The sequence below is a fragment of the Aeromonas sp. S2(2024) genome, from assembly GCF_041402505.1.
Lineage (GTDB): Bacteria > Pseudomonadota > Gammaproteobacteria > Enterobacterales > Aeromonadaceae > Aeromonas > Aeromonas media.
Genome location: NZ_JBGLRL010000004.1, coordinates 132708 through 154491, shown reverse-complemented (window position 1 = coordinate 154491; position 21784 = coordinate 132708). Strand labels below are relative to the sequence as shown.

19 protein-coding genes are annotated in these 21784 nt (G+C 63.2%); 15 read left to right on the top strand and 4 right to left on the bottom strand.

Translation table 11 applies throughout. The features are described 5' to 3' along the window. Nucleotides 1–25 precede the first annotated feature (25 nt). Entirely contained in the window at nucleotides 26–853 is an 828-nt protein-coding gene (locus tag ACB039_RS06380) for a M23 family metallopeptidase (protein WP_268419912.1), read from the top strand. A gap of 66 nt (nucleotides 854–919) precedes the next feature. Here the strand turns inward: ACB039_RS06380 and ACB039_RS06375 are convergent, their stop codons facing one another. Then, complete coding sequence (locus tag ACB039_RS06375) at nucleotides 920–2257, bottom strand: MATE family efflux transporter (RefSeq protein ID WP_371165325.1); 1338 nt, start codon at nucleotides 2255–2257, stop codon at nucleotides 920–922. A 153-nt stretch (nucleotides 2258–2410) separates the two neighbouring features. Between ACB039_RS06375 and mscM the strand changes: the two genes are divergently transcribed. The 7 genes from mscM to frdD all read left to right on the top strand — a co-directional run bounded on the left by mscM (nucleotide 2411) and on the right by frdD (nucleotide 12286). Continuing rightward, nucleotides 2411–5686, top strand: a complete 3276-nt coding sequence (gene mscM / locus ACB039_RS06370) for a miniconductance mechanosensitive channel MscM (RefSeq protein WP_218409458.1) — start codon at nucleotides 2411–2413, stop codon at nucleotides 5684–5686. Nucleotides 5687–5767: 81 nt separating this feature from the next. Next, the gene (locus ACB039_RS06365) at nucleotides 5768–6445 is read left to right on the top strand and encodes a glycerophosphodiester phosphodiesterase (RefSeq protein WP_005329902.1); all 678 of its coding nucleotides are present in this window, start codon (nucleotides 5768–5770) and stop codon (nucleotides 6443–6445) included. A gap of 159 nt (nucleotides 6446–6604) precedes the next feature. Further along, nucleotides 6605–8482: a methyl-accepting chemotaxis protein gene (locus ACB039_RS06360; protein ID WP_005329900.1), complete on the top strand. Its 1878-nt coding sequence runs from the start codon at nucleotides 6605–6607 to the stop codon at nucleotides 8480–8482. 514 nt (nucleotides 8483–8996) lie between these two features. After that, entirely contained in the window at nucleotides 8997–10781 is a 1785-nt protein-coding gene (gene frdA / locus ACB039_RS06355; RefSeq protein ID WP_371165324.1) for a fumarate reductase (quinol) flavoprotein subunit, read from the top strand. Then, nucleotides 10774–11508, top strand: coding sequence for a succinate dehydrogenase/fumarate reductase iron-sulfur subunit (locus ACB039_RS06350; protein ID WP_005317203.1), 735 nt, complete (start codon nucleotides 10774–10776; stop codon nucleotides 11506–11508). Before frdA ends, ACB039_RS06350 begins: the two co-directional genes overlap by 8 nt. Nucleotides 11509–11519: 11 nt before the next feature. Further along, complete coding sequence (locus ACB039_RS06345) at nucleotides 11520–11918, top strand: fumarate reductase (RefSeq protein ID WP_041205215.1); 399 nt, start codon at nucleotides 11520–11522, stop codon at nucleotides 11916–11918. A gap of 11 nt (nucleotides 11919–11929) precedes the next feature. Further along, nucleotides 11930–12286 (top strand): fumarate reductase subunit FrdD, encoded by a 357-nt coding sequence (gene frdD / locus ACB039_RS06340; protein ID WP_041205216.1) that lies wholly within the window; start codon nucleotides 11930–11932, stop codon nucleotides 12284–12286. Between the two features lie 99 nt (nucleotides 12287–12385). Here the strand turns inward: frdD and ACB039_RS06335 are convergent, their stop codons facing one another. Both ACB039_RS06335 and ACB039_RS06330 read right to left on the bottom strand, forming a co-directional pair. Further along, nucleotides 12386–13612: a winged helix-turn-helix domain-containing protein gene (locus tag ACB039_RS06335; protein ID WP_371165323.1), complete on the bottom strand. Its 1227-nt coding sequence runs from the start codon at nucleotides 13610–13612 to the stop codon at nucleotides 12386–12388. 74 nt (nucleotides 13613–13686) lie between these two features. After that, nucleotides 13687–14328 (bottom strand): class I SAM-dependent methyltransferase, encoded by a 642-nt coding sequence (locus tag ACB039_RS06330; RefSeq protein ID WP_371165322.1) that lies wholly within the window; start codon nucleotides 14326–14328, stop codon nucleotides 13687–13689. A gap of 130 nt (nucleotides 14329–14458) precedes the next feature. Between ACB039_RS06330 and ACB039_RS06325 the strand changes: the two genes are divergently transcribed. From ACB039_RS06325 to ACB039_RS06295, 7 genes are all read left to right on the top strand, one after another. After that, nucleotides 14459–15124, top strand: coding sequence for a thermostable hemolysin (locus tag ACB039_RS06325; RefSeq protein ID WP_371165321.1), 666 nt, complete (start codon nucleotides 14459–14461; stop codon nucleotides 15122–15124). Next, nucleotides 15121–16614: an AMP-dependent synthetase/ligase gene (locus ACB039_RS06320; RefSeq protein WP_371165320.1), complete on the top strand. Its 1494-nt coding sequence runs from the start codon at nucleotides 15121–15123 to the stop codon at nucleotides 16612–16614. The genes ACB039_RS06325 and ACB039_RS06320 overlap by 4 nt, the downstream gene beginning before the upstream one ends. Continuing rightward, on the top strand, nucleotides 16611–17267 hold the full coding sequence (locus ACB039_RS06315; protein WP_371165319.1) for a TenA family transcriptional regulator: 657 nt from the start codon (nucleotides 16611–16613) through the stop codon (nucleotides 17265–17267). Before ACB039_RS06320 ends, ACB039_RS06315 begins: the two co-directional genes overlap by 4 nt. Continuing rightward, nucleotides 17264–18112, top strand: coding sequence for an SDR family oxidoreductase (locus ACB039_RS06310; RefSeq protein WP_371165318.1), 849 nt, complete (start codon nucleotides 17264–17266; stop codon nucleotides 18110–18112). The genes ACB039_RS06315 and ACB039_RS06310 overlap by 4 nt, the downstream gene beginning before the upstream one ends. A 1-nt stretch (nucleotide 18113) precedes the next feature. Beyond that, nucleotides 18114–18749, top strand: coding sequence for a tetratricopeptide repeat protein (locus ACB039_RS06305; RefSeq protein ID WP_371165317.1), 636 nt, complete (start codon nucleotides 18114–18116; stop codon nucleotides 18747–18749). Between the two features lie 83 nt (nucleotides 18750–18832). Beyond that, on the top strand, nucleotides 18833–19525 hold the full coding sequence (locus tag ACB039_RS06300; protein WP_268419926.1) for a response regulator: 693 nt from the start codon (nucleotides 18833–18835) through the stop codon (nucleotides 19523–19525). Then, nucleotides 19522–20964 carry an ATP-binding protein gene (locus tag ACB039_RS06295; RefSeq protein ID WP_218409466.1) on the top strand — a complete coding sequence of 481 codons (1443 nt, stop codon included), beginning with the start codon at nucleotides 19522–19524 and terminating at the stop codon, nucleotides 20962–20964. Before ACB039_RS06300 ends, ACB039_RS06295 begins: the two co-directional genes overlap by 4 nt. A 75-nt stretch (nucleotides 20965–21039) precedes the next feature. Here ACB039_RS06295 and ACB039_RS06290 read toward each other — a convergent pair whose 3' ends face one another. Next, nucleotides 21040–21540, bottom strand: a complete 501-nt coding sequence (locus ACB039_RS06290; protein ID WP_371165316.1) for an ATP-dependent zinc protease — start codon at nucleotides 21538–21540, stop codon at nucleotides 21040–21042. Between the last annotated feature and the right edge of the window lie 244 nt (nucleotides 21541–21784).

Here is a 21784-nt window from a genome sequence, read left to right as displayed (position 1 = left end):
CACCGCCTTGTTCGATGGAGCCACCATGCGCCGCCTGTTCTTCCTTCTCATGTTGCTCGGCAGTCCCGCTCTTCACGCCGAATCCAGCTTTATCAGCCGTCTGCTCAACCACCCGGTGCCGGGAGGCGTGGCCGTGGTGCAACTGGGAGACGGCGCCAAGGCGCCCGCCGTGCGGTATCAGGACAAACCCGTCCTGGTGGTGCAGGAAGAGGGCAAGCGCTGGATCGCCATCGTCGGCATCCCGCTCAAGAGCCAGCCCGGCCCCCATCAAGTGACCACGAACGATGGCCGCACCTTGAGCTTCACGGTCGGCAACAAGCACTATCGGGAGCAGCACATCAAGCTCAAAAACACCCGTCAGGTCAATCCGCTGGCCGAGGACATGGCCCGCATCAACCGGGAACTGGCCGAGCAGAACAAGGCCTACCAGACCTTCAGCCCGACCCAACCCAGCAACCTGCTGTTCGACAAGCCGGTCAACGGCCCCCTCTCCAGCCCGTTCGGGCTGCGCCGCTTCTTCAACGGCGAGGAGCGCAACCCCCACTCCGGCCTCGACTTCGCGGTCGGTGCCGGCACCCCCATCAAGGCACCGGCCGCCGGCAAGGTGATCCTGATCGGCAACTACTTCTTCAACGGCAATACGGTGTTCGTCGATCACGGCCAGGGGCTCATCAGCATGTTCTGCCACATGTCCAAAATCGACGTGACCCTGGGCCAGAGCCTGCCCCGTGGCGGCATCGTCGGCCGGGTCGGCGCCACCGGTCGCGCTACCGGTCCCCACATGCACTGGAACGTCAGCCTCAACGACGCCCGCGTCGATCCCGCCATCTTTATCGGCGCCTTCAAACCCTGATCCGGGCAGGATGAAACGAAAAAGGCAGCCCGGGCTGCCTTTTTCGTTCATGGAGAGGGGCGCTAGTCACGGGGCTGCGGCATGCTGCCCGGCCTCCTTGCCCATGGCCTGCCACATCACCAGTACCAGCAGGGTGCTGCAGGTGGGCAGCGCCAGCCAGACCCCGGCCACGCCCCACAGGGAGGAAAAGCCCCAAAGGAAGCCGCCGATCAGCACCAGCTTGCCCCCGGTGAGCAGGGAGGCGATGCGAGCCCGGTTGATGGCCTGAAAGTAGGTGGCCCCCACCAGCAGCAGCCCCTCCATGGGCAGGCCCCAGAAGTAGAACCAGATGCCGAGGCTGGCCACCGGCAAGAGGGCCGCGTTGTCGCCGGCAAACAGATAGACCACCCCCTGTGGCCAGAGGTAGAGCGGGATCATGCCGCACAGCGCCACCGCCAGGGTCACCCCCAGCGCCAGGTTGCGCACCCGCAGTACCCGAGCCCAGTTACCCGCTCCGGCGTTGAAGCTGGCGATGGGCTGGATGCCCATGGCGATCCCCTCGAAGATGAGATAGAAGAAGGCCTCGCTGTAGCTGATGACGCCGTAGGCAGCCACGTGCAGCGAAGTGCCGACTGACAGCAGCGCCTTGTTGTGCAGCGCCAGCACCACAGACAGATAGAGGTACATCAGAAAACTCGACACCCCGAGTCGCAGCGTCTCCCCCATCAGGCGCCAGTCTGGCACCAGAGTATCCCAGCGGATGCGTAGCTGGCTGCGGGGGGTGAAGAAGTGCCACAGGCAGAGACCGCCGGTCACCGCCTGGGAGAGCATGGTGGCGATGGCCGCCCCTGCGAGGCCTAAGGGGATCACCGCCATCAGCAGGTAATCGAGCAGCACGTTGAGCACGCCGCCCCCCACCAGGATCCAGGTGGTGAGACCGGGCCGTCCGTCGTTGCGCAGCAGGGCGGTGAACGCCATGGAGAGCACGGCAAAGACCCCGAGCCAGGCGTACCACTGCAGGTAGGCGAACCCGGCGTCGAAGATGACCCCCTCGGCCCCCATCCAGGTAAGCATCTCCCTTCCATACCGGATGCCGATGAAGGCGAGCAGCGCGGAGGCGATGAGCACCATCACCAGCGCATTGCCGACGATGTGGCGCGCCTTTGCCTGCTCCCCCTTGCCCAGATAGAACGAGGCGAGCGACGAGGAGCCCATGCCGATCAGCGCCCCCACCGCATAGAGCACGGCGCAGATGGGGTAGGCCAGCATCATGCCCGCCAGACCGTCCTGACCCAGGATATGGCCGACGAAGATGCCGTCTATGGTGACATAGATGCCAGTGACCAGCATGGCGGCCACCGTCGGGGTGACGTAACGCAGGAAGAGCCGGGAAAGGGGGGCCGTGCCCAGATCGACAGAGGACATAAATTGCTCAACGGAGGGAAACGGCCAGAATAATAGCCAAACAAGACCCGGATAACCCGTTATTTATGTTGCAAATCATTAATGTGGAAGGCTTTACCCGCCCCGGCCCCTGCTTTAGGCTAAGGCGACTTCTCATGAACGGAAACGTGCGCCATGTTGCAACGCCTGCTCTGTCTGATGCTCTGTCTCAGCCTGCTCCCCTTCTCCGCTGTCCAGGCCGATGATGCCGTCACCCAGGTGGAAGAGTTGCTGCAAAGCGTCCCCAAGACCGACAGCCTCGAAAACCAGCAGCTGCGGGAGAGCTATCAGCAGGCACTGCAGTATGCCCGGGACGCCCAACGCTATCGGGAGCAGGGCAAGGCCTATCAGCAGATCCTCATCGACTACCCCAAGGAGTCCGCTCGCCTCAAGGAGAGCCTGCACAACTATCAACCCCAGCCCCGCCCACCCCTCTCCTCCCTGAAAGAAGAGACGTTGCGCCAGGCCATCAGCCTGAGCAGCAACCGCCAGATCAACCTGCGCAAGGAGCGCCAGGCCGTGACCGACAGCCTCAACCAGCTGGAGAGCACGGGCCAGGAGTATCATGTGCGGGTCGATGAGCTGCGCAAGCAGCTGTTGCAGACCCGTTCCCAGCTCGATCGCCTGAGCTTCAGCAACGAGTCGGACAGGCTGCAGGAGGCCCAGCAACTGGCCACCCGCCTCAAGGAGCAGAGCCTCTCCGACCGGATCCAGATGCTGGAGCTGGAGCAGCTCTCCGCCCAGCAGCGCAACGATCTCGGCAAGCTGAAACTGCAGGAGCTCAACCTCGCCATCACGGACGAGGACGAGTGGCAGAACAGCCTGCTCGCCCAGCAAAACCAGTTGCGGCGAGAAAAGACGGTGCAGGCGTTGGCCGAGAGCGAGCGGCTGCGCAGGCAGCTCACCTCGGATCTGCCCCTGCTGCAGGAGCAGCAACAGCAGAACCAGGCGCTATCCCTGCAACTGGGTGCCCTGGAGGATCAGATAGAGCGGGTACAGGACGAGCAGCGCGGCATCGACACCTCCCTCTCAGGACTGAACGATCTGGTCAACTCGGTGCGCGAACAACTGGAATGGTTGCAGATAAGTAACGCCTACGGCGAAAACCTGCGCAGCAAGCTGGCCGATCTGCCGGCCTACTTCCCGCTGGAGAAACTGGAGTCCGACATCGTCAAGGCGCGCATGGCGAAATACCAGTACGAGACCGAGCAGGATGCCCTCAAGGATCCCGCGCAGATCCGCAACGAGCTGCTCAGCGGGGATGAGATCACCCTGGACAGGGCCCAGCGTGCCGTGCTCGACAACCTGCTCAAGGCCAGGCGACAACTGCTGACCCGGCTCAACGACGCCTCGGATACCCTGATTCAGGAGCAGACCCGGCTCAAGCTGCTCTACAGCCGCCAGAACAGCAAGATCGACGAGATCCGCGAGATCAGCGCCAGCCACCTGTTTTGGATGCCGGATGTGCGCCCGCTCACCCCGGCCGTCCTGCTCGGTGTGCCCACCGCCCTGAGCCTGCTGCTCGATCCCGTCAACTGGCTGCAACTGCCCAGGGCCATCGTGGAGAACAACCCCATGACCCTGACCCTGGCCGGGCTCGGTCTGCTGGTGCTTGCCTGGTGCTGGGCCAAGCTGGGACGCCATCTGGTGCAATACAGCCACTACATAGCCCCGCGCATCGGCAAGGTAACCCAGGACAAGTTCAGCCTCACCAGCCGGCTGCTGATGCGCTCCCTGCTCGCGGCCCTGCCGCTGCCCGCCATGGTGTTGATGGTGCGCGGCCTGCTGGACGGCGCCTGGCAATACCCCTTCGCGGTGGCGGTGGCCCGCGGCCTTGGCGAGATCTGGTTTTTGCTGCTGGCGCTGCTGGTGGCCCGCCATCTCACCCTGGAGAAGGGGATCCTCATCCTCCATTTCCGCTGGCAGAAAGAGCGGGTCCAGAAGGTGTGGGGCCAGTTCCGCACCCTGCTGCTGGTGCTGATCCCGAGCTTCTTCGTGCAGGGCATGGCCAACAGTTATCAGGAGCACGCCTTCTACGACTCCCTCGGCCGGCTGGCCTTCATCGTCGGCGCCCTCTGGCTGCTGCTGTTCTTCGCCCGCCTCAACCGGGAGAAGCTGCCCCTCACCTGGGGCCAGGCCGACATGACCAAGCCACACCTGCTGCACCACTTCATCTGGAACAGCCTGATGCTGGCCCCCCTGCTGGCGGTACTGGGCACCCTGTTCGGCTACTTCTATACCTCCCGGATCCTGCTGCGCCAGCTGGAGCTGAGCCTGCTGGCTGGGCTCGGCTGCCTGCTCGTCTACTATCTGGCACACCGCTGGATGCTGATCCAGCGCCGCCGCCTCGCCTTCGATCGTGCCAAGAGCAAGCGGGCCGAGATCCTGGCCCAGCGGGAACGAGAGGATGACGACTTGAGCTCCGAGATCCCGGACGTGGTGGAGGAGCCTGAGCTGGATCTGGACACCATCAGCGCCCAGTCCCTCGGCCTGGTGCGCACCCTGCTGATGCTGGGCTTCACCATGCTGGTACTGGTGCAATGGTCGGATCTCAACTCGGCGTTCAGCTTCCTCAGCAGCATCGAGGTGTGGCAGGTGAGCAGCAAGGTGGCTGGCATAGAGCAACTCTCCGCCATTACCCTGCAGGATCTGATGCTGACCGCCTTCGCCTTCATCCTGACGGTGGTCACCGCCCGCAACCTGCCGGGGCTGATGGAGCTCACCCTGCTCCAGCACCTGAGCCTCTCCCCCGGCACCGGCTTCGCCCTGACCACGGTCAGCAAGTATCTGGTGATCCTCATCGGCGCCCTCACCGGCTTCTCCATGCTCGGCATCGACTGGTCCAAGACCCAGTGGCTGGTGGCGGCGCTCTCGGTGGGCCTGGGCTTCGGTCTGCAGGAGATCTTCGCGAACTTCGTCTCCGGCCTCATCATCCTGTTCGAGAAGCCGATCCGGCTCGGCGACACCGTCACCATTCGCGATCTGACTGGCACAGTCACCAAGATCAAGACCCGCGCCACCACTATCGTGGACTGGGACAGGAAGGAGATCATCGTCCCCAACAAGGCCTTCATCACCGAGCAGTTCATCAACTGGTCGCTGTCTGACGCCATCACCCGGGTCAAGCTGCGCATTCGCATCGGTCTGACCCAGGAACCCAAGCGGGTACAACAGTTGCTGGAACAGTGCGTGCAGGAGTCCACTCTGGTGCTGGATACCCCCACCCCCGAGGTGTTCCTGATCGAATTCACCGACTCGGCCCTCATCTACGAGATCCGGCTCTACGTGAACAACATGGACCACAGAATGCCGATCACCCACGAGGTGCACTCGCTGATCCTGGAGAAACTCAACCAGCTTGGCATGCATCTGCCACACCAGCAGATCGACATTCGGATGAGCCGGGGCTGATGGCTCCCTCTCCTGCATAAGGGGAGGGCCGGGGTGGGGTTCTAGCTCACTCATCCCCCACGACGACAACAGGAGCAGCGAATGCAGATCATTGCCCATCGCGGTGCCAGCAAACTGGCGCCGGAGAACACCCTCAAAGCGATGGAGATAGCCATCGCACTCGGAGTCGGCGCCATCGAGCTCGACGTACAGTGGGCAGACGGCGAGCTCTGGGTCTTCCACGACCGGCGACTGGAACGCTGCACCGACGGCCATGGGGTGCTGACAGAGCAGTCCCGGGACTATCTGGCGAGCCTGGATGCGGGGGACGGGGAGCGGATCCCGACCCTGTGGCAGGTGATGAGCCTGATTGCGGGGCGCTGCGAGCTGCACATCGAGCTCAAGGGGGCGCACACCGCCGAGCCGGTGGCGGCCCTGACCAGGCGGGCCGAGGCGGAGCTTGGCTTCACCCCGTCCCACTGGGTCGTCTCCTCGTTTCACCATCCCGAGCTGGCGCACTTCGCCCGGCTGCGGCCGGAGCTGCGCCTCGGCGCCCTGACCGCCAGCCTGCCGCTGCACGGCGCCCGCTTCGCCGAAGAGTTGGGGGCCTGGTCCCTGAACTGCGACGTGGATTTTGTCGACGCCGGACTGGTGGCGGATGCCCATCGCCGAGGGTTAAAGGTATTGGTCTATACGGTCGACGAGGTGAGTGATGGGGATGCCCTCGCAGCCATGGGGGTCGATGGCATCTTTACCAACCGGCCAGATCGATTCAGCTGAGTATTAGCGCGCCCTGGCAGGCCATCAGGAGGTGAAAAAAGATCGAAAATTTTCTGTGCACCGGGATACATAAAGTCCACTTTCAGCCGATACAGAGTTGGCTCATAACAATAACAAACACCACACAGATCTCAGACTGACGCTCACAAGGATGTAAACATGAACCTATCCATCAAGAACAAGCTGGTCCTCGCCATCGGGGCCATCATCCTGGTCATCACCGGCCTGCAGGTCTGGTACAACACCACCCAGCTGCGCAGCGAAACCCAGCGGCTGATCTGGAGTTTCATCGATGACAGCTCCATCGCCAACGTGAAGGGCATCTCCCGCTGGCTCGATGCCCGCATCAACCTGGTCACCGCCACCAAGGAGGCCTTCACCAAGGAGGACGAGCCCCTCAGTCACCTGGCCCAGTCCATGAACGCGGGCAACTTCGACCTGGTCTATGTGGGCACCAAGGATGGCCGGATGATCCAGAGCAAGCCCACCGATCTGCCGGCTGGCTATGATCCGCGCCAGCGCCCCTGGTACAAGGACGCCACGGCGGCCGGCAAACTCGCCATCACGGCCCCCTACGCCGACATCACCACGGGCCAGCTCATCATCACCATCGCCGAGCCTTTCAGCCGTGGCAACACCGACGGGGTCATCGCCGGTGACGTCTCCATCGACGGTCTGGTGCGGGACGTGCTGGCCATGAACTCGGAAGGCACCTACGCCATCCTGGTGGACAGCAACGGCACCATCATCGCCCACCCGGACAAGGCGCTGGCCCTCAAACCCGCCACCGCCCTTTCTCCCGAGCTGACGGCGGCCAAGGTCAACGAGCTGGCTCATGACAACACCATCTCCGAGATGATGATCAGCGGCAAGGCCAGCGTGTTCGATCTCACCGAGATCCCCAACACCAACTGGTATTTCGGCATAGTGGTGGATGAAGCGGTCGCCTACCAGTCCGTCTCCCGCATGGTCACCTCCGCCCTGCTGCAGGGCCTGCTGACCATCCTCATCGTGGCCGGTTTCTCCTACGTGGCCATCAACAGTTCCCTGGCCCCGCTGAAAACCCTGGGTGAGGCGATTGCCGATCTCTCCCGCGGCAATGGCGACCTGACCCGTCGCATCAAGATCGAGCGGGAAGATGAAGTCGGTACCGTCGCCAAGCACGTCAACACCTTCATTGAGCGCATCCACGTGATGGTGCAGGACATCTCCAACTCCTCCGGACAGCTCAACCAGCAGGCCAGGTCCTCCCACGACATGGCGGAGAAATCCAACCAGGGGCTGGCCCGCCAGCAGAACGAGATCTCCCAGATTGCGACCGCGGTGCACGAGATGTCCGCCACCGCCGTCGAGGTCGCCAGCAATGCCGAGCAGACCGCAGAAGCGGCCCGCAGCTCCTCCAGCAGTTGCGAGCACGGCAAGCAGGTGATCGCGCGCAACCAGCGCTCCATCACGGATCTCGCCACCCAGGTCAAGCAGGCCTCCGGCATCATCCAGGAGCTGGAGAAGAACGCCCAGGAGATCAACACCATCCTCTCCACCATTCAGGGCATCGCCGAGCAGACCAACCTGCTGGCGCTCAACGCCGCCATCGAAGCCGCCCGGGCCGGTGAGCAGGGTCGCGGCTTCGCCGTGGTCGCCGACGAGGTGCGAGTGCTGTCACAACGTACCCACAGCTCCACCGTCGAGATCCGCAGCATGATAGAGACCCTGCAGCGCAATACCCAGGGCGCCGTCAGCACCATGCACGAGGGTCAACTGCTGGCCCAGAACAGTGTGGAAGATGCGAACGACGCCACCCAGGCCCTGGAGCAGATCACCACCTCCATCAACCAGATCTCCGACATGGCGACCCAGATCTCCAGTGCCGCCGAGGAGCAACGGGCGGTGACCGACGAGGTCAGCCGCAACATCCAGGCGGTCAAGGACGTCTCGGACGAGCTGGCGGTGGATGCGGACAGTTCACGCAACCTCTCGGCTCAACTTAAAAATATTTCAGGTGAGCTCAACAATCAGGTCGGTATGTTCCGCATCTGATCGAATCAATCAAAAGGGGCCGTCCAGGCCCCTTTTTTATATAAACCCTTTTTGTTTCAATGGTTATAATTCCCCTTCGACATAGAACACTCTGTGATCAGCCTCTCCATTCGAATATCCTTGTGACACAGATGATGCCTGCCACGGCTATATTCGCATTACTTTTTTGATGTCTTTGCATCGGCCGCCAACATGATAATAGTTATCATTAAATATTTCTGATAAAAAACTTAAAAACTTTATGGGTAATACCTAAAAAGAGAGGCATTTCTCATTTTTTTGAAAGAAAACTACGTACAATCTTGGGGTTAAAATCAATCGAGTAGCGAGTACGGCTGATCCAGATCACTGATGGATGGCGATAATGACGGCATTTTCATCCAAGGAATGGGGTGGTTGTAATAAAAATCACCGTTGCCAAGCACTAAAACAAAGCAGTTTGACTTGCATCAAGCCTGAATTTTTTTCATAGAGCAAAATCGTGCCCAGCAAATCTATCCCTAAGGAGGCAGATGTGGATATTATCAAGACCGATGTTGCCATCATCGGTGCCGGTGGCGGTGGCCTGCGTGCCGCAATCGCCATTGCAGAAGCCCACCCGGAGCTGGAAATCGCCCTGATTTCCAAGGTCTATCCGATGCGCAGCCATACCGTGGCCGCCGAAGGTGGCGCCGCAGGCGTCGTCCGTGATGACGACTCCCTCGAAAACCACTTCAATGACACCGTCTCCGGTGGTGACTGGTTGTGTGAGCAGGACGTAGTCGAATACTTCGTCAACAACGCCACCAACGAAATGATCCAGCTGGAGCACTGGGGTTGCCCCTGGAGCCGCAAGCCGGATGGCAAGGCCAACGTCCGCCGTTTCGGCGGGATGAAGATCCCGCGCACCTGGTTCGCCGCAGATAAATCCGGTTTCCACATTCTGCACACCCTGTTCCAGACCTCCATCAAGTACCCGACCATCAAGCGCTACGATGAGCACTTCTGTCTGGACCTGATCGTCGAAGATGGCCGCGTGCAAGGCGTGCTGACCTTCGATATCCAGAACGGCATCACCCGCTTCATCCAGGCCAAGTCCGTGGTGCTGGCTACCGGCGGTGCCGGTCGCGTTTACCGCTACAACACCAACGGTGGCATCGTCACCGGTGACGGCATGGCGCTGGCCTACCGTCACGGCGTACCACTGCGTGACATGGAGTTCGTCCAGTATCACCCGACCGGTCTGCCGGGCACCGGCATCCTGATGACCGAAGGTTGTCGTGGTGAGGGTGGCATCCTGCTCAACAAGGATGGCTATCGCTACCTGCAAGACTACGGCCTGGGCCCGGAAACCCCGGTCGGCCAGCCGAAGAACAAGCACATGGAGCTGGGCCCGCGCGACCGTCTCTCCCAGGCATTCTGGCAGGAGCAGCAGAAAGGCCGCGTGATCCAGGGCCCGATGGGCGACGTGGTTCACCTCGACCTGCGCCACCTCGGCGAGAAGTACCTCAAAGAGCGTCTGCCCTTCATCTGCGAGCTGGCCAAGGCCTACGTGGGTGTGGATCCGGTCAAGGAGCCGATCCCGGTCCGTCCGACTGCCCACTACACCATGGGTGGCATCGAAACTGACGGCAAGTGCGCCACCCGCATGCCCGGCCTCTACGCCGCTGGCGAGTGTGCCTCCGTCGGTCTGCACGGTGCCAACCGTCTGGGCTCCAACTCCCTGTCCGAGATCGTGGTCTTCGGCAAGGTGGCTGGTGAACAGGCAGCCGAATTCGCGGCGACCCAGCAGCACGGCAACACCGAAGCGCTGGCCGCCAAGGCCGAGGCGCTGATCAAGCAGCACCTCTCGCTGATGGACATCGACGGGACCGAAAACCCGGCCGACATCCGCAACGAACTGGGCATGTCCATGGAAGCTGGCGTCGGTATCTACCGTACCGAAGAGCTGATGCAGGGCACCATCGACAAGATCAACGAGCTCAAAACCCGTTACAAGAAGATCAAGATCAACGACAAGTCCTCGGTCTTCAACACCGATCTGCTGTACGCCATCGAACTGGGCTACATGCTGGACGTGGCAGAAGCCATGGCGCACTCCGCCATCAACCGTAAAGAGTCTCGTGGTTCCCACCAGCGTCTGGACGGTTATGAGGAGCGTGATGACGTGAATTTCCTCAAGCACACTCTCTCCTTCTATGCACCGGAAGGGGCCCCGACCATCGATTACTCCGATGTGAAGATCACTAAATCCCAACCGGCGAAGCGTGTGTACGGTTCCGAGGGTGAGAAACAAGACGAGGCTAAGAAGAATGGCTGAGATGATCGAAATTGAAATCCTGCGCTACCGTCCCGAGCAGGATAACGAGCCCTGGATGCAGACCTTCCAGGTGCCTTACCTGAAAGAGATGTCCCTGCTGGATGCGCTGCAGTACATCAAGGATCAGCTGGACTCCACCCTGAGCTTCCGCTGGTCCTGCCGGATGGCGATCTGCGGCTCCTGCGGCATGATGGTCAATGGTATTCCGAAGCTGGGTTGCAAGACCTTCCTGCGGGACTACCTGCCGGGCAAGATGAAAATCGAGCCGCTCAACAACTTCCCGATCGAGCGCGACCTGGTGGTCGACATGTCCGATTTCATCGAGAAGCTGGAGAGCATCAAGCCCTACATCATCCCGAGCGAACCGCGCAGCCTGTGCGACGGCGAGTACACCCAGACTCCGGCCGACATGGCGAAATATCACCAGTTCTCCATGTGCATTAACTGTGGTCTGTGCTACGCCGCCTGCCCGCAGTATGGCATCAACAAGAAATTCACCGGCCCGGCGGCCCTGGCACTGGCTTATCGCTACAACGCCGACAACCGCGACAGCGCGTCCAAAGAGCGGATGAAGATCATCAGCCAGGACGAGGGCGTCTGGGGTTGTACCTTCGTGGGTTATTGCTCCGATGTCTGCCCCAAGGGTGTGGATCCGGCCGCAGCCATCCAGCTTGGCAAGGTCGAGAGCGCCAAGGACTACATGATCGCCATGTTCAAGCCGGATTGAGGAGTGAGACCATGAACAACACAGAGAGCAAGCGTAAGCCTTACGTGCGCGAAATGAAGAAAGACTGGTGGCTGAAGAATGCCTTCTACACCGGTTACATGATCCGCGAAGGCACCAGCATCTTCGTCTCCATCTATGCCGTCGTGCTGATGTGGGGTCTGTTGCGGCTGGTTCAGGGTCAGGAAGCGTTCAACGGCTGGCTGGAATCCCTGCAAAGCCCGGTCGCCATCCTGTTCCACGTCATCGCGCTGGCAGCCTGCCTGTTCCACGCCAAGACCTGGTTCGCCCTGGCCCCCAAGGCCATGCGTATTTTCCGTGGTGAAGACCTGGTGCCGGAGAAGCCGATCGTCATCGCCCAGTATGTGGCGCTGGCGGTGGTATCCCTGCTGATCCTGATCATCGTGGCTTGAGGAGATTAATGATGAGACGTTCTGACGAGCCCATTTACTGGGGACTGTTTGGTGCCGGTGGCATGGTTGTCGCCATGCTGCTGCCGGTGATTGTCCTCATTACCGGTCTGCTGGTGCCCATGGGCATCATGGACGTGGAGACCATGAGCTATGAACGCGCACTCGAGTTCGCCAGCTCCTGGTGGGGTGCCTGCATCCTGCTGGTGATCATCGCCCTGCCGATCTGGCACGGCATGCACCGCATCTACCACGGCCTGCATGATCTCGGGATCCACACCACCAAGCTGCACCACTACGTGTTCTATGGCTTCGCCTTCCTGGTGTCTGCCATCACCGTCGGTCTGCTGATGGTGCTGGTACTCCAGTAATCCATCCGTTGCCAGCAACAGATGATAAAACCGGGCCCAGTGCCCGGTTTTTGTTTGGCTGATGGTTGGCGCGCGGCGCGTTGTCTGGCTGCGCGTTGCTCAAGGAAGCGGCGCGGACTCCGGCCACAGGGCCCGCAGGGGCGCCGGCATGGCGCCGAGACGAAGCAGCGGGGTCTGGTGCCACTGCGCCAGTTTTTGCAGCGCCTTCTCCAGATCCTGCGCCAGGCTGGCGGTCACCCTGACCCCCTGCTCCAGATAGAGGCTCTTGACCTCGAACACCCCCTCCTTGCGATGGGCCTTGGCATCCAGGCGCCCCACCAGCTTGCCTCGGCGCAGCAGGGGCAGCACGAAGTAGCCGTACTGGCGTTTGGGGGCCGGGGTGTAGCACTCGATGCGATAGTCAAAGCCAAACAGTTCGCTGGCCCGCTTGCGATCCCACACCAGGGGATCGAAGGGCGAGAGCGCCGTGGTGTGGGTCGCCTTCAGGCTGCCTGCCTGGGCCCGGGTCAGCTCATCGGAGAGCGATGCGTGCACGAAGGCACCGTGCTGCCAGCCCTCCACCCGCACCGGCAACAGCTCCCCCTCGTCCGCCAGCTGATGGAGCAGGGCATCGTATTTGCCACGCCTGAGCCGATAGTAATCCGCCACCCAGCCGGTCTTGACCAGCCCCAGCGCCCGGCAGCTGGCACGCACCATGTCCCGCTGGGCGAGCTCAGGGCTCGGCAGATCCCGCCCGTCGTCCCACTCGGGCATGACCCGCTCGGCGAGATCGTAGACCCGCTGGAAGTTGCGCCGCTCGCGCACCATCAGCTGGCCCGCGGTGAACAGCACCTCCAGGTGGCGCTTCTCGGGCTTCCAGTCCCACCAGCCGTTGCCCTTGCCCTCCTTGCGTTCGAAGTCGGCGGCCCGCACCGGGCCCTCCCGGCGGATGCGCTCGACTATCTGCGCTATCTCGCCGCCGTGGGTCTTGAGCCACTGAGCGGAGAACTTCCAGCCCATGGCGGCGGGATCCAGCATGCGATGGCGCAGCAGCCGGTAATCCTCCCGGGGGACGAAGCAGGCCTCGTGGGCCCAGTATTCGAAGAGATCCCCCTCGGCCAGCAACTGCTCCAGCCAGCGCGGATCGTAGTGGCCGAGCCGGCTGAACAGCACCAGATAGGGGCTGCGGGCCACCACCGAGATGGTGTCTATCTGCAGCAGCGCCATGCGCCTTATACAGGCCAGCAGATCGGAAGGGGCGGCCTTGGCGCGGCGTGGGGTCAACAGCCCCTGGGCGGCGAGTTGCAGGTGGCGGGCATCTTGCAATGACAAATGGGGGATCGACATGGAAATAGGGGCTTCCGTTCCTGGGTTTCAGGCCACCAGCATGCCCAACTCATGGCCAAATGAAAACGCCCGTCTCAGGGTTTGACGAGCACGGCCACATCGGCGTGGGGAAACTCGAGCTGCGCCTGCCAACAGGCCGCCAGGGCGCGGAACGAGGCCTCGGCGAAGAAGACGATGTGGGTCGGATCGTGGCGATAACGCCAGCTCTTGAAGCGCTCGTCACCCAGCACCCGCTGGGTCTGCAACACCAGCACGCCGCCGGGGTTGAGACAGGCCCAGAGCCCGTCCAGCACGGCGCGGGGGGCAGCCAGGTGCTCTATCACCTCGGTGCTGGTGATGAAATCATAACGACGGGTGAGCAGCTCGGGCTGGTCGGCATAGAACTTGTCATAGCCCGCCATATCAAAGCCCGATTCCCGCCCCATGGCGATGAGGGCAGGCCCGGGGCCACAGCCAAAATCGAGGCCACAGGCAGGAGGGCTCACCCGGGAGAGTACTTCGCCGAAGGCCCGCATCAGAAAGCCGCGATAACGGGGATCATCCACCCGGTTGTCGTGCCCGTCATAGACCGCCTTCTCGGCCGCATCGTCCAGATGATCCGCCTCATCCAACCAGACCAGCTCGCACGCCAGACAACGGTGATAGCGCTTGCCCGCCACCGGCAGGGGGTAACTGTGGCGAGCCGAGCAGAGGGGGCAGCTGGTGCTTGATGACATGACGGATCCTCCTGGGTAACAGCCGCGCAGATTGCCGGCCCGCCGCCTTGCTGACAACTTTTTTTGCGCCTTAAGGGTTTCTTAAGTTTGCCCTTTTACTCTCAACCCATCGCAAGAGAAGGAGCCAACCATGACCATCGAGATCCAAGCCCCCTACAGGTTGATCCTGGCCGAATCCCCGCAGCAGGTCATGGCGCTGCAAACTTATATCCAGGCCGCCTACACCCTCGAATTCAACGCCCGCATTCCCCATTTTCTGCCCTGCCTGCTCGGGCTTTACCGGGCCGATGGGGTGCTGGTCGGCGCCTGTGGACTCAACCACGCCAGCACGGGTGAGCGCGAGCAGCCCCTCTATCTGGAGCAGTATCTGGAGCAGCCCATCGAGGCTGCCATCGAAACCCGCCTCGGGGTAAGACCGGCACGCAACCGCATCATCGAAGTGGGCAACCTCGCCTGCAGCGAGCCGGGCAATGCCCGCCTGATGTTTGCCGCCCTGTGCCGGTTGCTGTGTGACAACGCCCTCGACTACGTGGTGTTCACCGGCACCGCCAAACTGCGCAACAGCTTTGCCCGACTGCGCCTCAACCCGGTAGAGCTGGCCCCCGCCCAGGCCCACCAGGTGGGAGAAGACGCCAGCGCCTGGGGGGAATACTACCGCTGCCAACCCAAGGTGATGGCAGGGGACATCAACCAGGGGCGCGAGGTGCTCGCCCAGAGCAGCCTGCTGCTCAACCTGCTGGGGCCCATGCCCATGCTTTTTAGCCACGCCGACAATGACAAGAGGTGCGCTCAATGAGCCTGTTTGACGCCATCGCCCGCCACGCCAGCCTGACGCCGCGACAACCGGCACTGCAAGGCAGCCAGGGTTCGCTGGATTACCAGACCCTGTGGCAGCAGATCCAGCACCTGGCCGACCGTTTGCAGCAAGCCGGCATTCGCCGCCTGGCCCTGCAGCTCGACAACGGTCTGCCCTGGGCGCTGCTCGATCTGGCCTGCACCCGGGCCGGGATCGTGGTCATTCCGGTTCCCCACTTTTTCAGCCCGGCGCAGCAGTCCTGGCTGCTGGAGAGCAGCGGGGCCGACGCTCTGGTGGGGCCCGAGCATGAGGGCTGGCAGGCCGCAGCCCCCCTCATCCTGATGACGGGCACCGCCGACGAACAGGATCTGCCCCTGTGGCGGCGCACCCCGCTCGCGCCTCCGGCCCTGCCGGACGGCACCGCCAAGATCACCTATACCTCGGGCACCACGGGCCAGCCCAAGGGGGTCTGCCTGTCCCTTGCCCAGATGATGGCAGTCTGCGAATCCCTGGCCCTAAGGGTCGCCCCGGCCGGAGTTGAGCAGCACCTGACCCTGCTGCCCCTGGCCACCCTGCTGGAGAATCTGACCGGTCTGTACGTGCCACTGCTCACCGGCGCCTGCAGCCGCATCCCCTCGCTCGGCGAGCTGGGTTTCACCGGCTCCAGCACCCTCGACCCGGCCATGCTGGGCCAGGCCCTGGCACGCTGGCCCAGCCACAGCCTGGTGCTGGTACCCGAGCTGCTGCGCCTGCTGCTGGCACTGTGCGCCAACACCCCGGCCCTGGCCGAACGACTCAAGGGACTACGCTTCGTCGCCGTCGGTGGCGGCAAGGTGGCCCCCGCGCTCATCGCCCATGCCCGCGCGCTGGGGCTGCCTGTCTATGAGGGCTATGGCCTGTCGGAGTGCGGTTCGGTCGTGGCGCTCAACGGCCCGGACGCCGACCGTCCAGGCAGCGTCGGCCGCCCCCTGCCCCACTGCCAGGTGACGATCGCCGCCGACGGCGAAGTCATGGTGAGCGGCAGCGCCATGCTCGGCTATCTGGGGGAAGAGGCGCCCGCCACCCCGACCATCGCCACCGGTGATCTGGGTCACCTGGACGCAGAGGGCTACCTGCACATCACGGGGCGCAAGAAGAACGTGCAGATCACCGCCTTTGGCCGCAACTTTTCGCCGGAGTGGGTGGAGGCCCAGGCCCAGCTCTGCCCGGCCATCGTCCGCATCGTGATCTTCGGTGACGGCCAGCCCGCCAACGTCGCCCTGATCCAGCCGCTGCCGGGCACCCAGTTCCAGTTGGCCGAGCAGATTGCCCGGCTCAACCAGCAGTTGCCCGATTACGCCCGCATCCATCACTGGCTGCCGGTGGCGCTGGATCAGCACCCTGGCCTGCTGACGGCCAACGGCCGCCCCCGTCGCAACGAGATTTATCACCACTTTTCCCGGCAGATCGACCAATGCCTGACTCAAGGCCTCACAGGAGAATCCTCATGAGTTTCTACCAGACCCTGCAACACGCCACCGCCGTCGAGCGCGAGCACCTGTTCAATGCCCCCATCATCGAGGCCTGCCGCCGCGGCGACATCAGCCGGGAGAGCTACCTCGCCTTTCTGGCAGAGGCTTACTACCACGTGCGCCACACGGTGCCGCTCCTGATGGCCACCGGCGGCAAGCTGGGACAGGAGTATGAGTGGGTGCGCGGCGCCATCCGGGAGTACATCGACGAGGAGTACGGCCACCAGGAGTGGATCCTCAATGACATCCGCGCTTGCGGCGGTGACGCCGAGGCGGTGCGCCATGGCCGACCCGGCCTGCCCATCGAGCTGATGGTCGCCTTCCTCTACGACCAGATCCAGCGCGGCAACCCCATGGGTTTCTTCGGCATGGTGCAGGTGCTGGAAGGCACCAGCGTCGCCATCGCCCTGACGGTGGCGGACCAGCTCAAGAGCGGTCTGGGCCTGCCACCCCAGGCGATGAGCTACCTCAGCTCTCACGGCGCCCTGGATCAGGAACACCTCAAGTTCTTCGAATCCCTGATGAACCGGGTGGAAGACGCCGCTGATCAGGCCGCCATCATTCACTCCGCCAAGGTGGTCTACCGCCTCTATGGCGACATGCTCCATCAGCTCACGGGATCCTGCCAATGAAGCTCGAAGGCAAACGCATACTGCTCACCGGCGCCAGCGGCGGCATAGGGGAAGCCCTGGCCCTGGAGCTGGCGGCCCAGGGGGCGCATCTGCTGCTGCACGGACGCCGGGCCAGCGCACTGGAACGGCTGCGCAAGGAGCTGCCCCACCCGGAGCGCCATCAGACGGTGACCGCCGATCTGGGCTCGCCCCAGGAGCGGGCCCGGTTGTTGCAGCACCCGGCGCTGGATGACGGGCTGGACGTGCTGATCAACAGCGCGGGCTGCAACCAGTTCGCCTGGCTGGAGGATCAGAGCAGCGAGCAGGTGACGCGCCAACTGCTGCTCAACGTCGAGGCCCCCATCCAGCTCACCCGCGCCCTGCTGCCAAGGCTGCGCAAGCCCGCCGTCATCATGAACATAGGCTCCAGCCTCGGGGCCATCGGCTATGCCGGTTACAGCGTTTATTGCGCCAGCAAGTTTGCCCTGCGGGGCTTTAGCGAGGCGCTGGGCCGGGAACTGGAGGGCTCCGGCATCAAGGTGCTGCACTTTGCCCCCCGCGCCACCCGCACCCACCTCAACTCCGAGGCGGCCTACGCCATGAATGCCGAGCTCGGCACCCACACCGACAGCCCTCAGGACGTCGCCGAGGAGGCCGTCATCGCCCTGTGCAACGAGACACGCCGCAGCTGGCTCGGCTGGCCGGAGAAGCTGTTCGTGCGGCTCAATGCCCTGCTGCCCGCCCTGGTCGACAGAGCGCTGGCCAGACAACTGCCCGTCATCGAGCGCCATGCCCGCCGCCCAGCCCACCCGGCCACCGATCACGGGGACAACCCCACCTGTGCCACGCACGAGAAGGAACATTGAGATGAAACACGCCACTTTGCGCCCCCGATTTGGCCACAGCGCCCTGCTGCTCGCCCTCGCCAGCAGCTTGGTTCAGGCCGCCGATGCCCTGCCCACCATTCAACAGCAGTGGGCCCACTGCCAGTACCAGCAGACCGGCAAGGCCAAGGAGAGCTGCCTGGAGACCCTGAGTGCCCAGGCGGATCAGGCCAGTGCCAAGGAGGCCTTTCGCACCGATCTGCTGATCTGGTCTGCCATCGTCAAGAGCACCTGGGCCGGCGCCAAGGGCGGCCTCGGGGCCCTCAGCCTGGTGAAAGAGGCCAAGGCCAAGCTGGAGATCGCCATCAAGCAGGATCCCAAGGCGCTGGAGGGCTCCGCCTACACCAGCCTGGGCTCGCTCTACTACCAGGTGCCAGGCTGGCCGGTCGGATTTGGGGATGACGACAAGGCCGAGCAGCTGCTCAAGCAGGCACTCACCATCAATCCTACCGGCATCGATCCCAACTTCTTCTACGGCGATTTCCTGCTGGAACAGGGGGACAAGGCGCAGGCGAAGATCTACCTGGACAAGGCCCTGGCCGCCCCGGCCAGACCGGGCCGCGAGGTGGCGGACGAAGGGCGCAAGACGGAAATCCGCGAGCGTCTCGCCAAGCTATAAACACAAGCAGATCAGTGCGCTATTTAAACTCTGCCCACCAACTTGCATACTGGTGGGCAGCGTCATTTGAGGGGAAAAAAACAATGCGGATCCTGTTGGTGGAAGATGACATGATGCTGGGGGATGGCATGGTGGATGCCCTGCGCAGCAGCGGCTACACGGTGGACTGGCTGCAGCAGGGGCTGCCCGCCCTGTCGGCGCTCAAGAGCGAAGAGTTTGCCGCCCTCATCCTGGACCTCAATCTGCCGGACATCGACGGCATCAGCCTGCTACGCAAGCTGCGCCGGGAGGGACAGACGCTGCCGGTGCTCATCCTCACCGCCCGGGATGCCCTGGACGACCGGGTGCTGGGGCTGGATGCGGGCTCCGACGACTACATGGTGAAACCCTTTGCCCTGCAGGAGCTCAACGCCCGCCTGCGCGCCCTGGTGCGCCGCAGCAAGGGACAGGCCCAGGCGGTGCTGGAGTATGGCGATATCCTCATCTATCCCGAATCCCAGCAGGTCACCTATCAGGGAGAGGCGGTCAGACTAACCCCCCACGAATACAAGCTGCTGCAGGAGCTCATCAGCCAGAGCGGCCGGGTGCTGAGCCGTGATCAATTGCAGCAGAGCCTCTATGGCTGGGATGAGGGAGCCGAAAGCAATGCGGTGGAGGTACACATTCACCACCTGCGCAAGAAGTTCTTCCCCGAGCTCATCCGCAACATCCGCGGCGTCGGCTACATTGTGCCGCAGCCAGATACCCCGGGCACCAGAGGGATATCCAGCCAATGAGTCGCGTCCGCTCCATCCGTCGCTTCCTGCTCTCCGGCATCCTGGCCCTGGTCAGTCTCAGCCTGGCCGTCAGCGGCCTCATCGGCTATCTGGAAGCCAACCACGAGATGGAAGAGCTGTTCGATGCCCGTCTCGCCCAGTCCGCCCGCATCACCAACCAGCTGCTCAGCCGTTATCTGAAGCAGCGCGGCGAGCTGCCCAGCAACGGCGCCGTCTACCAGGAGTGGGAGCAGGCCGTGCCCGACACCTTTCATCAGGAGAAGCGCAGCTTCAGCCAGCTTGGGCGGGACAACGAGTTCACCCCCTACGGCCACGAGTTCGAACACAACCTCTACTTCCAGCTGCTGAGCGAGCAGGGCATCATACTGCTGCGCTCACCCAATGCGCCGGAGCAGCCCCTGACCACCCTGGAACGCGGCTTCAACAGCGAGACCAAGGATCACCACGAGTGGCGCACCTTCACCCTCTACAACGAGGATGAGCACACCTGGCTCATAGTCGCGGAGCGGGATGACGAGCGAGGGGAGCTGGCCAGCAAGATGGCCACCCTGACCATGCTGCCGCTCTTCATCACCCTGCCCTTCCTGCTCGTCCTGCTCTGGTGGCTGGTGCAACGTGGCCTGGCTCCGTTGCACCAGCTGACCCAGGCCATCGGCGAGCGCCATCCTGCCAACCTGAGCCCGCTCAACCTGGCCATCAAGGCCGAGGAGCTGACGCCGCTGGTGGCGGAGATCAATCGGCTGATGCACACCCTGGCGGACACCATAGAGCGGGAGAAACAGTTCACCAACGAGGCGGCCCACGAGCTGCGCACCCCGCTGGCGGTGCTGCGCATCCACAGCGAGAATGCCCTGGCGGCCGAGGATGATCTCAGCCGCGAACAGGCGCTGCGCAAGATGTTGCTGGCGCTCGATCGCAGCGACCGGCTGATCCGCCAGCTGCTGACCCAGGCCCGCATCGACAATCAGCAGGTCCCGGCGCTCGGCAGGCTGGATCTGAGCCTGCTGTTGCAGGGCACCCTGGCCACCCTTGCCCCCATCGCCCTGAAGAAGGACCTGCAACTCTCCCTCGAGGGCGACGAGCATCTGCAGGTGATGGGACAGGCCATGTTGCTGGAGCTGATGTTTGGCAACCTCATCGACAATGCGCTGCGCTACACCCAGGTGGGCGGCGAGGTCGCCGTGGTGATCACTCAGGAGGGCAACAGGGTCAGGGTCGATGTGCGGGACAATGGCCCCGGCATTCCCACCGCCTCCCTGTCGCGCCTGTGCGAGCGCTTCTTTCGGGTCAACCCCCAGCAGGGGGATGGGGTGGGACTTGGCATGGCCATAGTCCAGCGCATCGTGCAACTGCACGGCGCGGACCTCGACATCCACAACCGGCCCGAGGGGGGCCTTGAGGTGAGCGTGCTGCTGCCCGCCGCCCCCCGCCCGGCATAGAAGGCACAGACCTCAGGGGAGAAAAACGCGGGGCCTCGGGCCCCGCGTGCGATCCTCACGCCTTTGGAATGACGCCTAGCCACAGCTCGGCTGCACCGTGAAGGTGCGGGCGGAGTCCACCGGCCCCAGCTCCGCCAGCAGACGACGACCGAGCAGCACGGGATAGATCATGTCGCTGCGATCCCGCAGGGTGAACCACTCCTTGTAGACCTTGTCACCGACACAGATGGACATGGTCACCGTGGGACGCTCCTCCATGCCGCCGGCACCGCGCACCGTCACGCTGCGCTCCACCGGCCGCTCCAGGGTCTGGCGCACCTCCTTGTCGGTGTTGGCATCGGTCAACGCCAGGGTGAAGCGCACCCAGGGCTTGCCGTCACGCTTGAAGTGGTGCAGCTCCCGCGCATCGAGGGACGAGGTGAGCGCCCCGGTATCCAGCTTCATCTTGACCGCGACGCCACTTGGCATGATCAGGCCCTTCTCGATCCAGCCATAGACGGTGGGGGCCGCCCAGGCGCCCGATGAGAAGCAGAGGCTGGCCAACAACAACCAGCCGGCTTTGTGTGATACGGACAATGTGTTCTCCTCGTCGAAGCGGGCCCACGCTGGCCCTCTGCGCCAGAGTGGGCAGCACGCAGGCCCCTGTCAACTGGCAAACGTGGCGCAGGCGCCCAGAACCCCGGCCTCTGGCACTCACGGCATGGGGGATCCGACAGCAGTTGACTCTGGTGCAGGGGGAAAAAGAGGGGGAGAGAGAGGCCACGGCGAGGTGCTGGATGAAGCTGGTGGTCGACCTCAGGTTGTGACGCCAAAGGCTACC

Excerpts from the sequence above, each read along its gene's own strand:
- ACB039_RS06380 (WP_268419912.1), top strand. The coding sequence starts at position 26 with ATGCGCCGCCTGTTCTTCCTTCTCATGTTGCTCGGCAGTCCCGCTCTT.
- ACB039_RS06375 (WP_371165325.1), bottom strand. The coding sequence starts at position 2,257 with ATGTCCTCTGTCGATCTGGGCACGGCCCCCCTTTCCCGGCTCTTCCTG.
- mscM (WP_218409458.1), top strand. The coding sequence starts at position 2,411 with ATGTTGCAACGCCTGCTCTGTCTGATGCTCTGTCTCAGCCTGCTCCCC.
- ACB039_RS06365 (WP_005329902.1), top strand. The coding sequence starts at position 5,768 with ATGCAGATCATTGCCCATCGCGGTGCCAGCAAACTGGCGCCGGAGAAC.
- ACB039_RS06360 (WP_005329900.1), top strand. The coding sequence starts at position 6,605 with ATGAACCTATCCATCAAGAACAAGCTGGTCCTCGCCATCGGGGCCATC.
- ACB039_RS06350 (WP_005317203.1), top strand. The coding sequence starts at position 10,774 with ATGGCTGAGATGATCGAAATTGAAATCCTGCGCTACCGTCCCGAGCAG.
- ACB039_RS06345 (WP_041205215.1), top strand. The coding sequence starts at position 11,520 with ATGAACAACACAGAGAGCAAGCGTAAGCCTTACGTGCGCGAAATGAAG.
- frdD (WP_041205216.1), top strand. The coding sequence starts at position 11,930 with ATGAGACGTTCTGACGAGCCCATTTACTGGGGACTGTTTGGTGCCGGT.
- ACB039_RS06335 (WP_371165323.1), bottom strand. The coding sequence starts at position 13,612 with ATGTCGATCCCCCATTTGTCATTGCAAGATGCCCGCCACCTGCAACTC.
- ACB039_RS06330 (WP_371165322.1), bottom strand. The coding sequence starts at position 14,328 with ATGTCATCAAGCACCAGCTGCCCCCTCTGCTCGGCTCGCCACAGTTAC.
- ACB039_RS06325 (WP_371165321.1), top strand. The coding sequence starts at position 14,459 with ATGACCATCGAGATCCAAGCCCCCTACAGGTTGATCCTGGCCGAATCC.
- ACB039_RS06320 (WP_371165320.1), top strand. The coding sequence starts at position 15,121 with ATGAGCCTGTTTGACGCCATCGCCCGCCACGCCAGCCTGACGCCGCGA.
- ACB039_RS06315 (WP_371165319.1), top strand. The coding sequence starts at position 16,611 with ATGAGTTTCTACCAGACCCTGCAACACGCCACCGCCGTCGAGCGCGAG.
- ACB039_RS06310 (WP_371165318.1), top strand. The coding sequence starts at position 17,264 with ATGAAGCTCGAAGGCAAACGCATACTGCTCACCGGCGCCAGCGGCGGC.
- ACB039_RS06305 (WP_371165317.1), top strand. The coding sequence starts at position 18,114 with ATGAAACACGCCACTTTGCGCCCCCGATTTGGCCACAGCGCCCTGCTG.
- ACB039_RS06300 (WP_268419926.1), top strand. The coding sequence starts at position 18,833 with ATGCGGATCCTGTTGGTGGAAGATGACATGATGCTGGGGGATGGCATG.
- ACB039_RS06295 (WP_218409466.1), top strand. The coding sequence starts at position 19,522 with ATGAGTCGCGTCCGCTCCATCCGTCGCTTCCTGCTCTCCGGCATCCTG.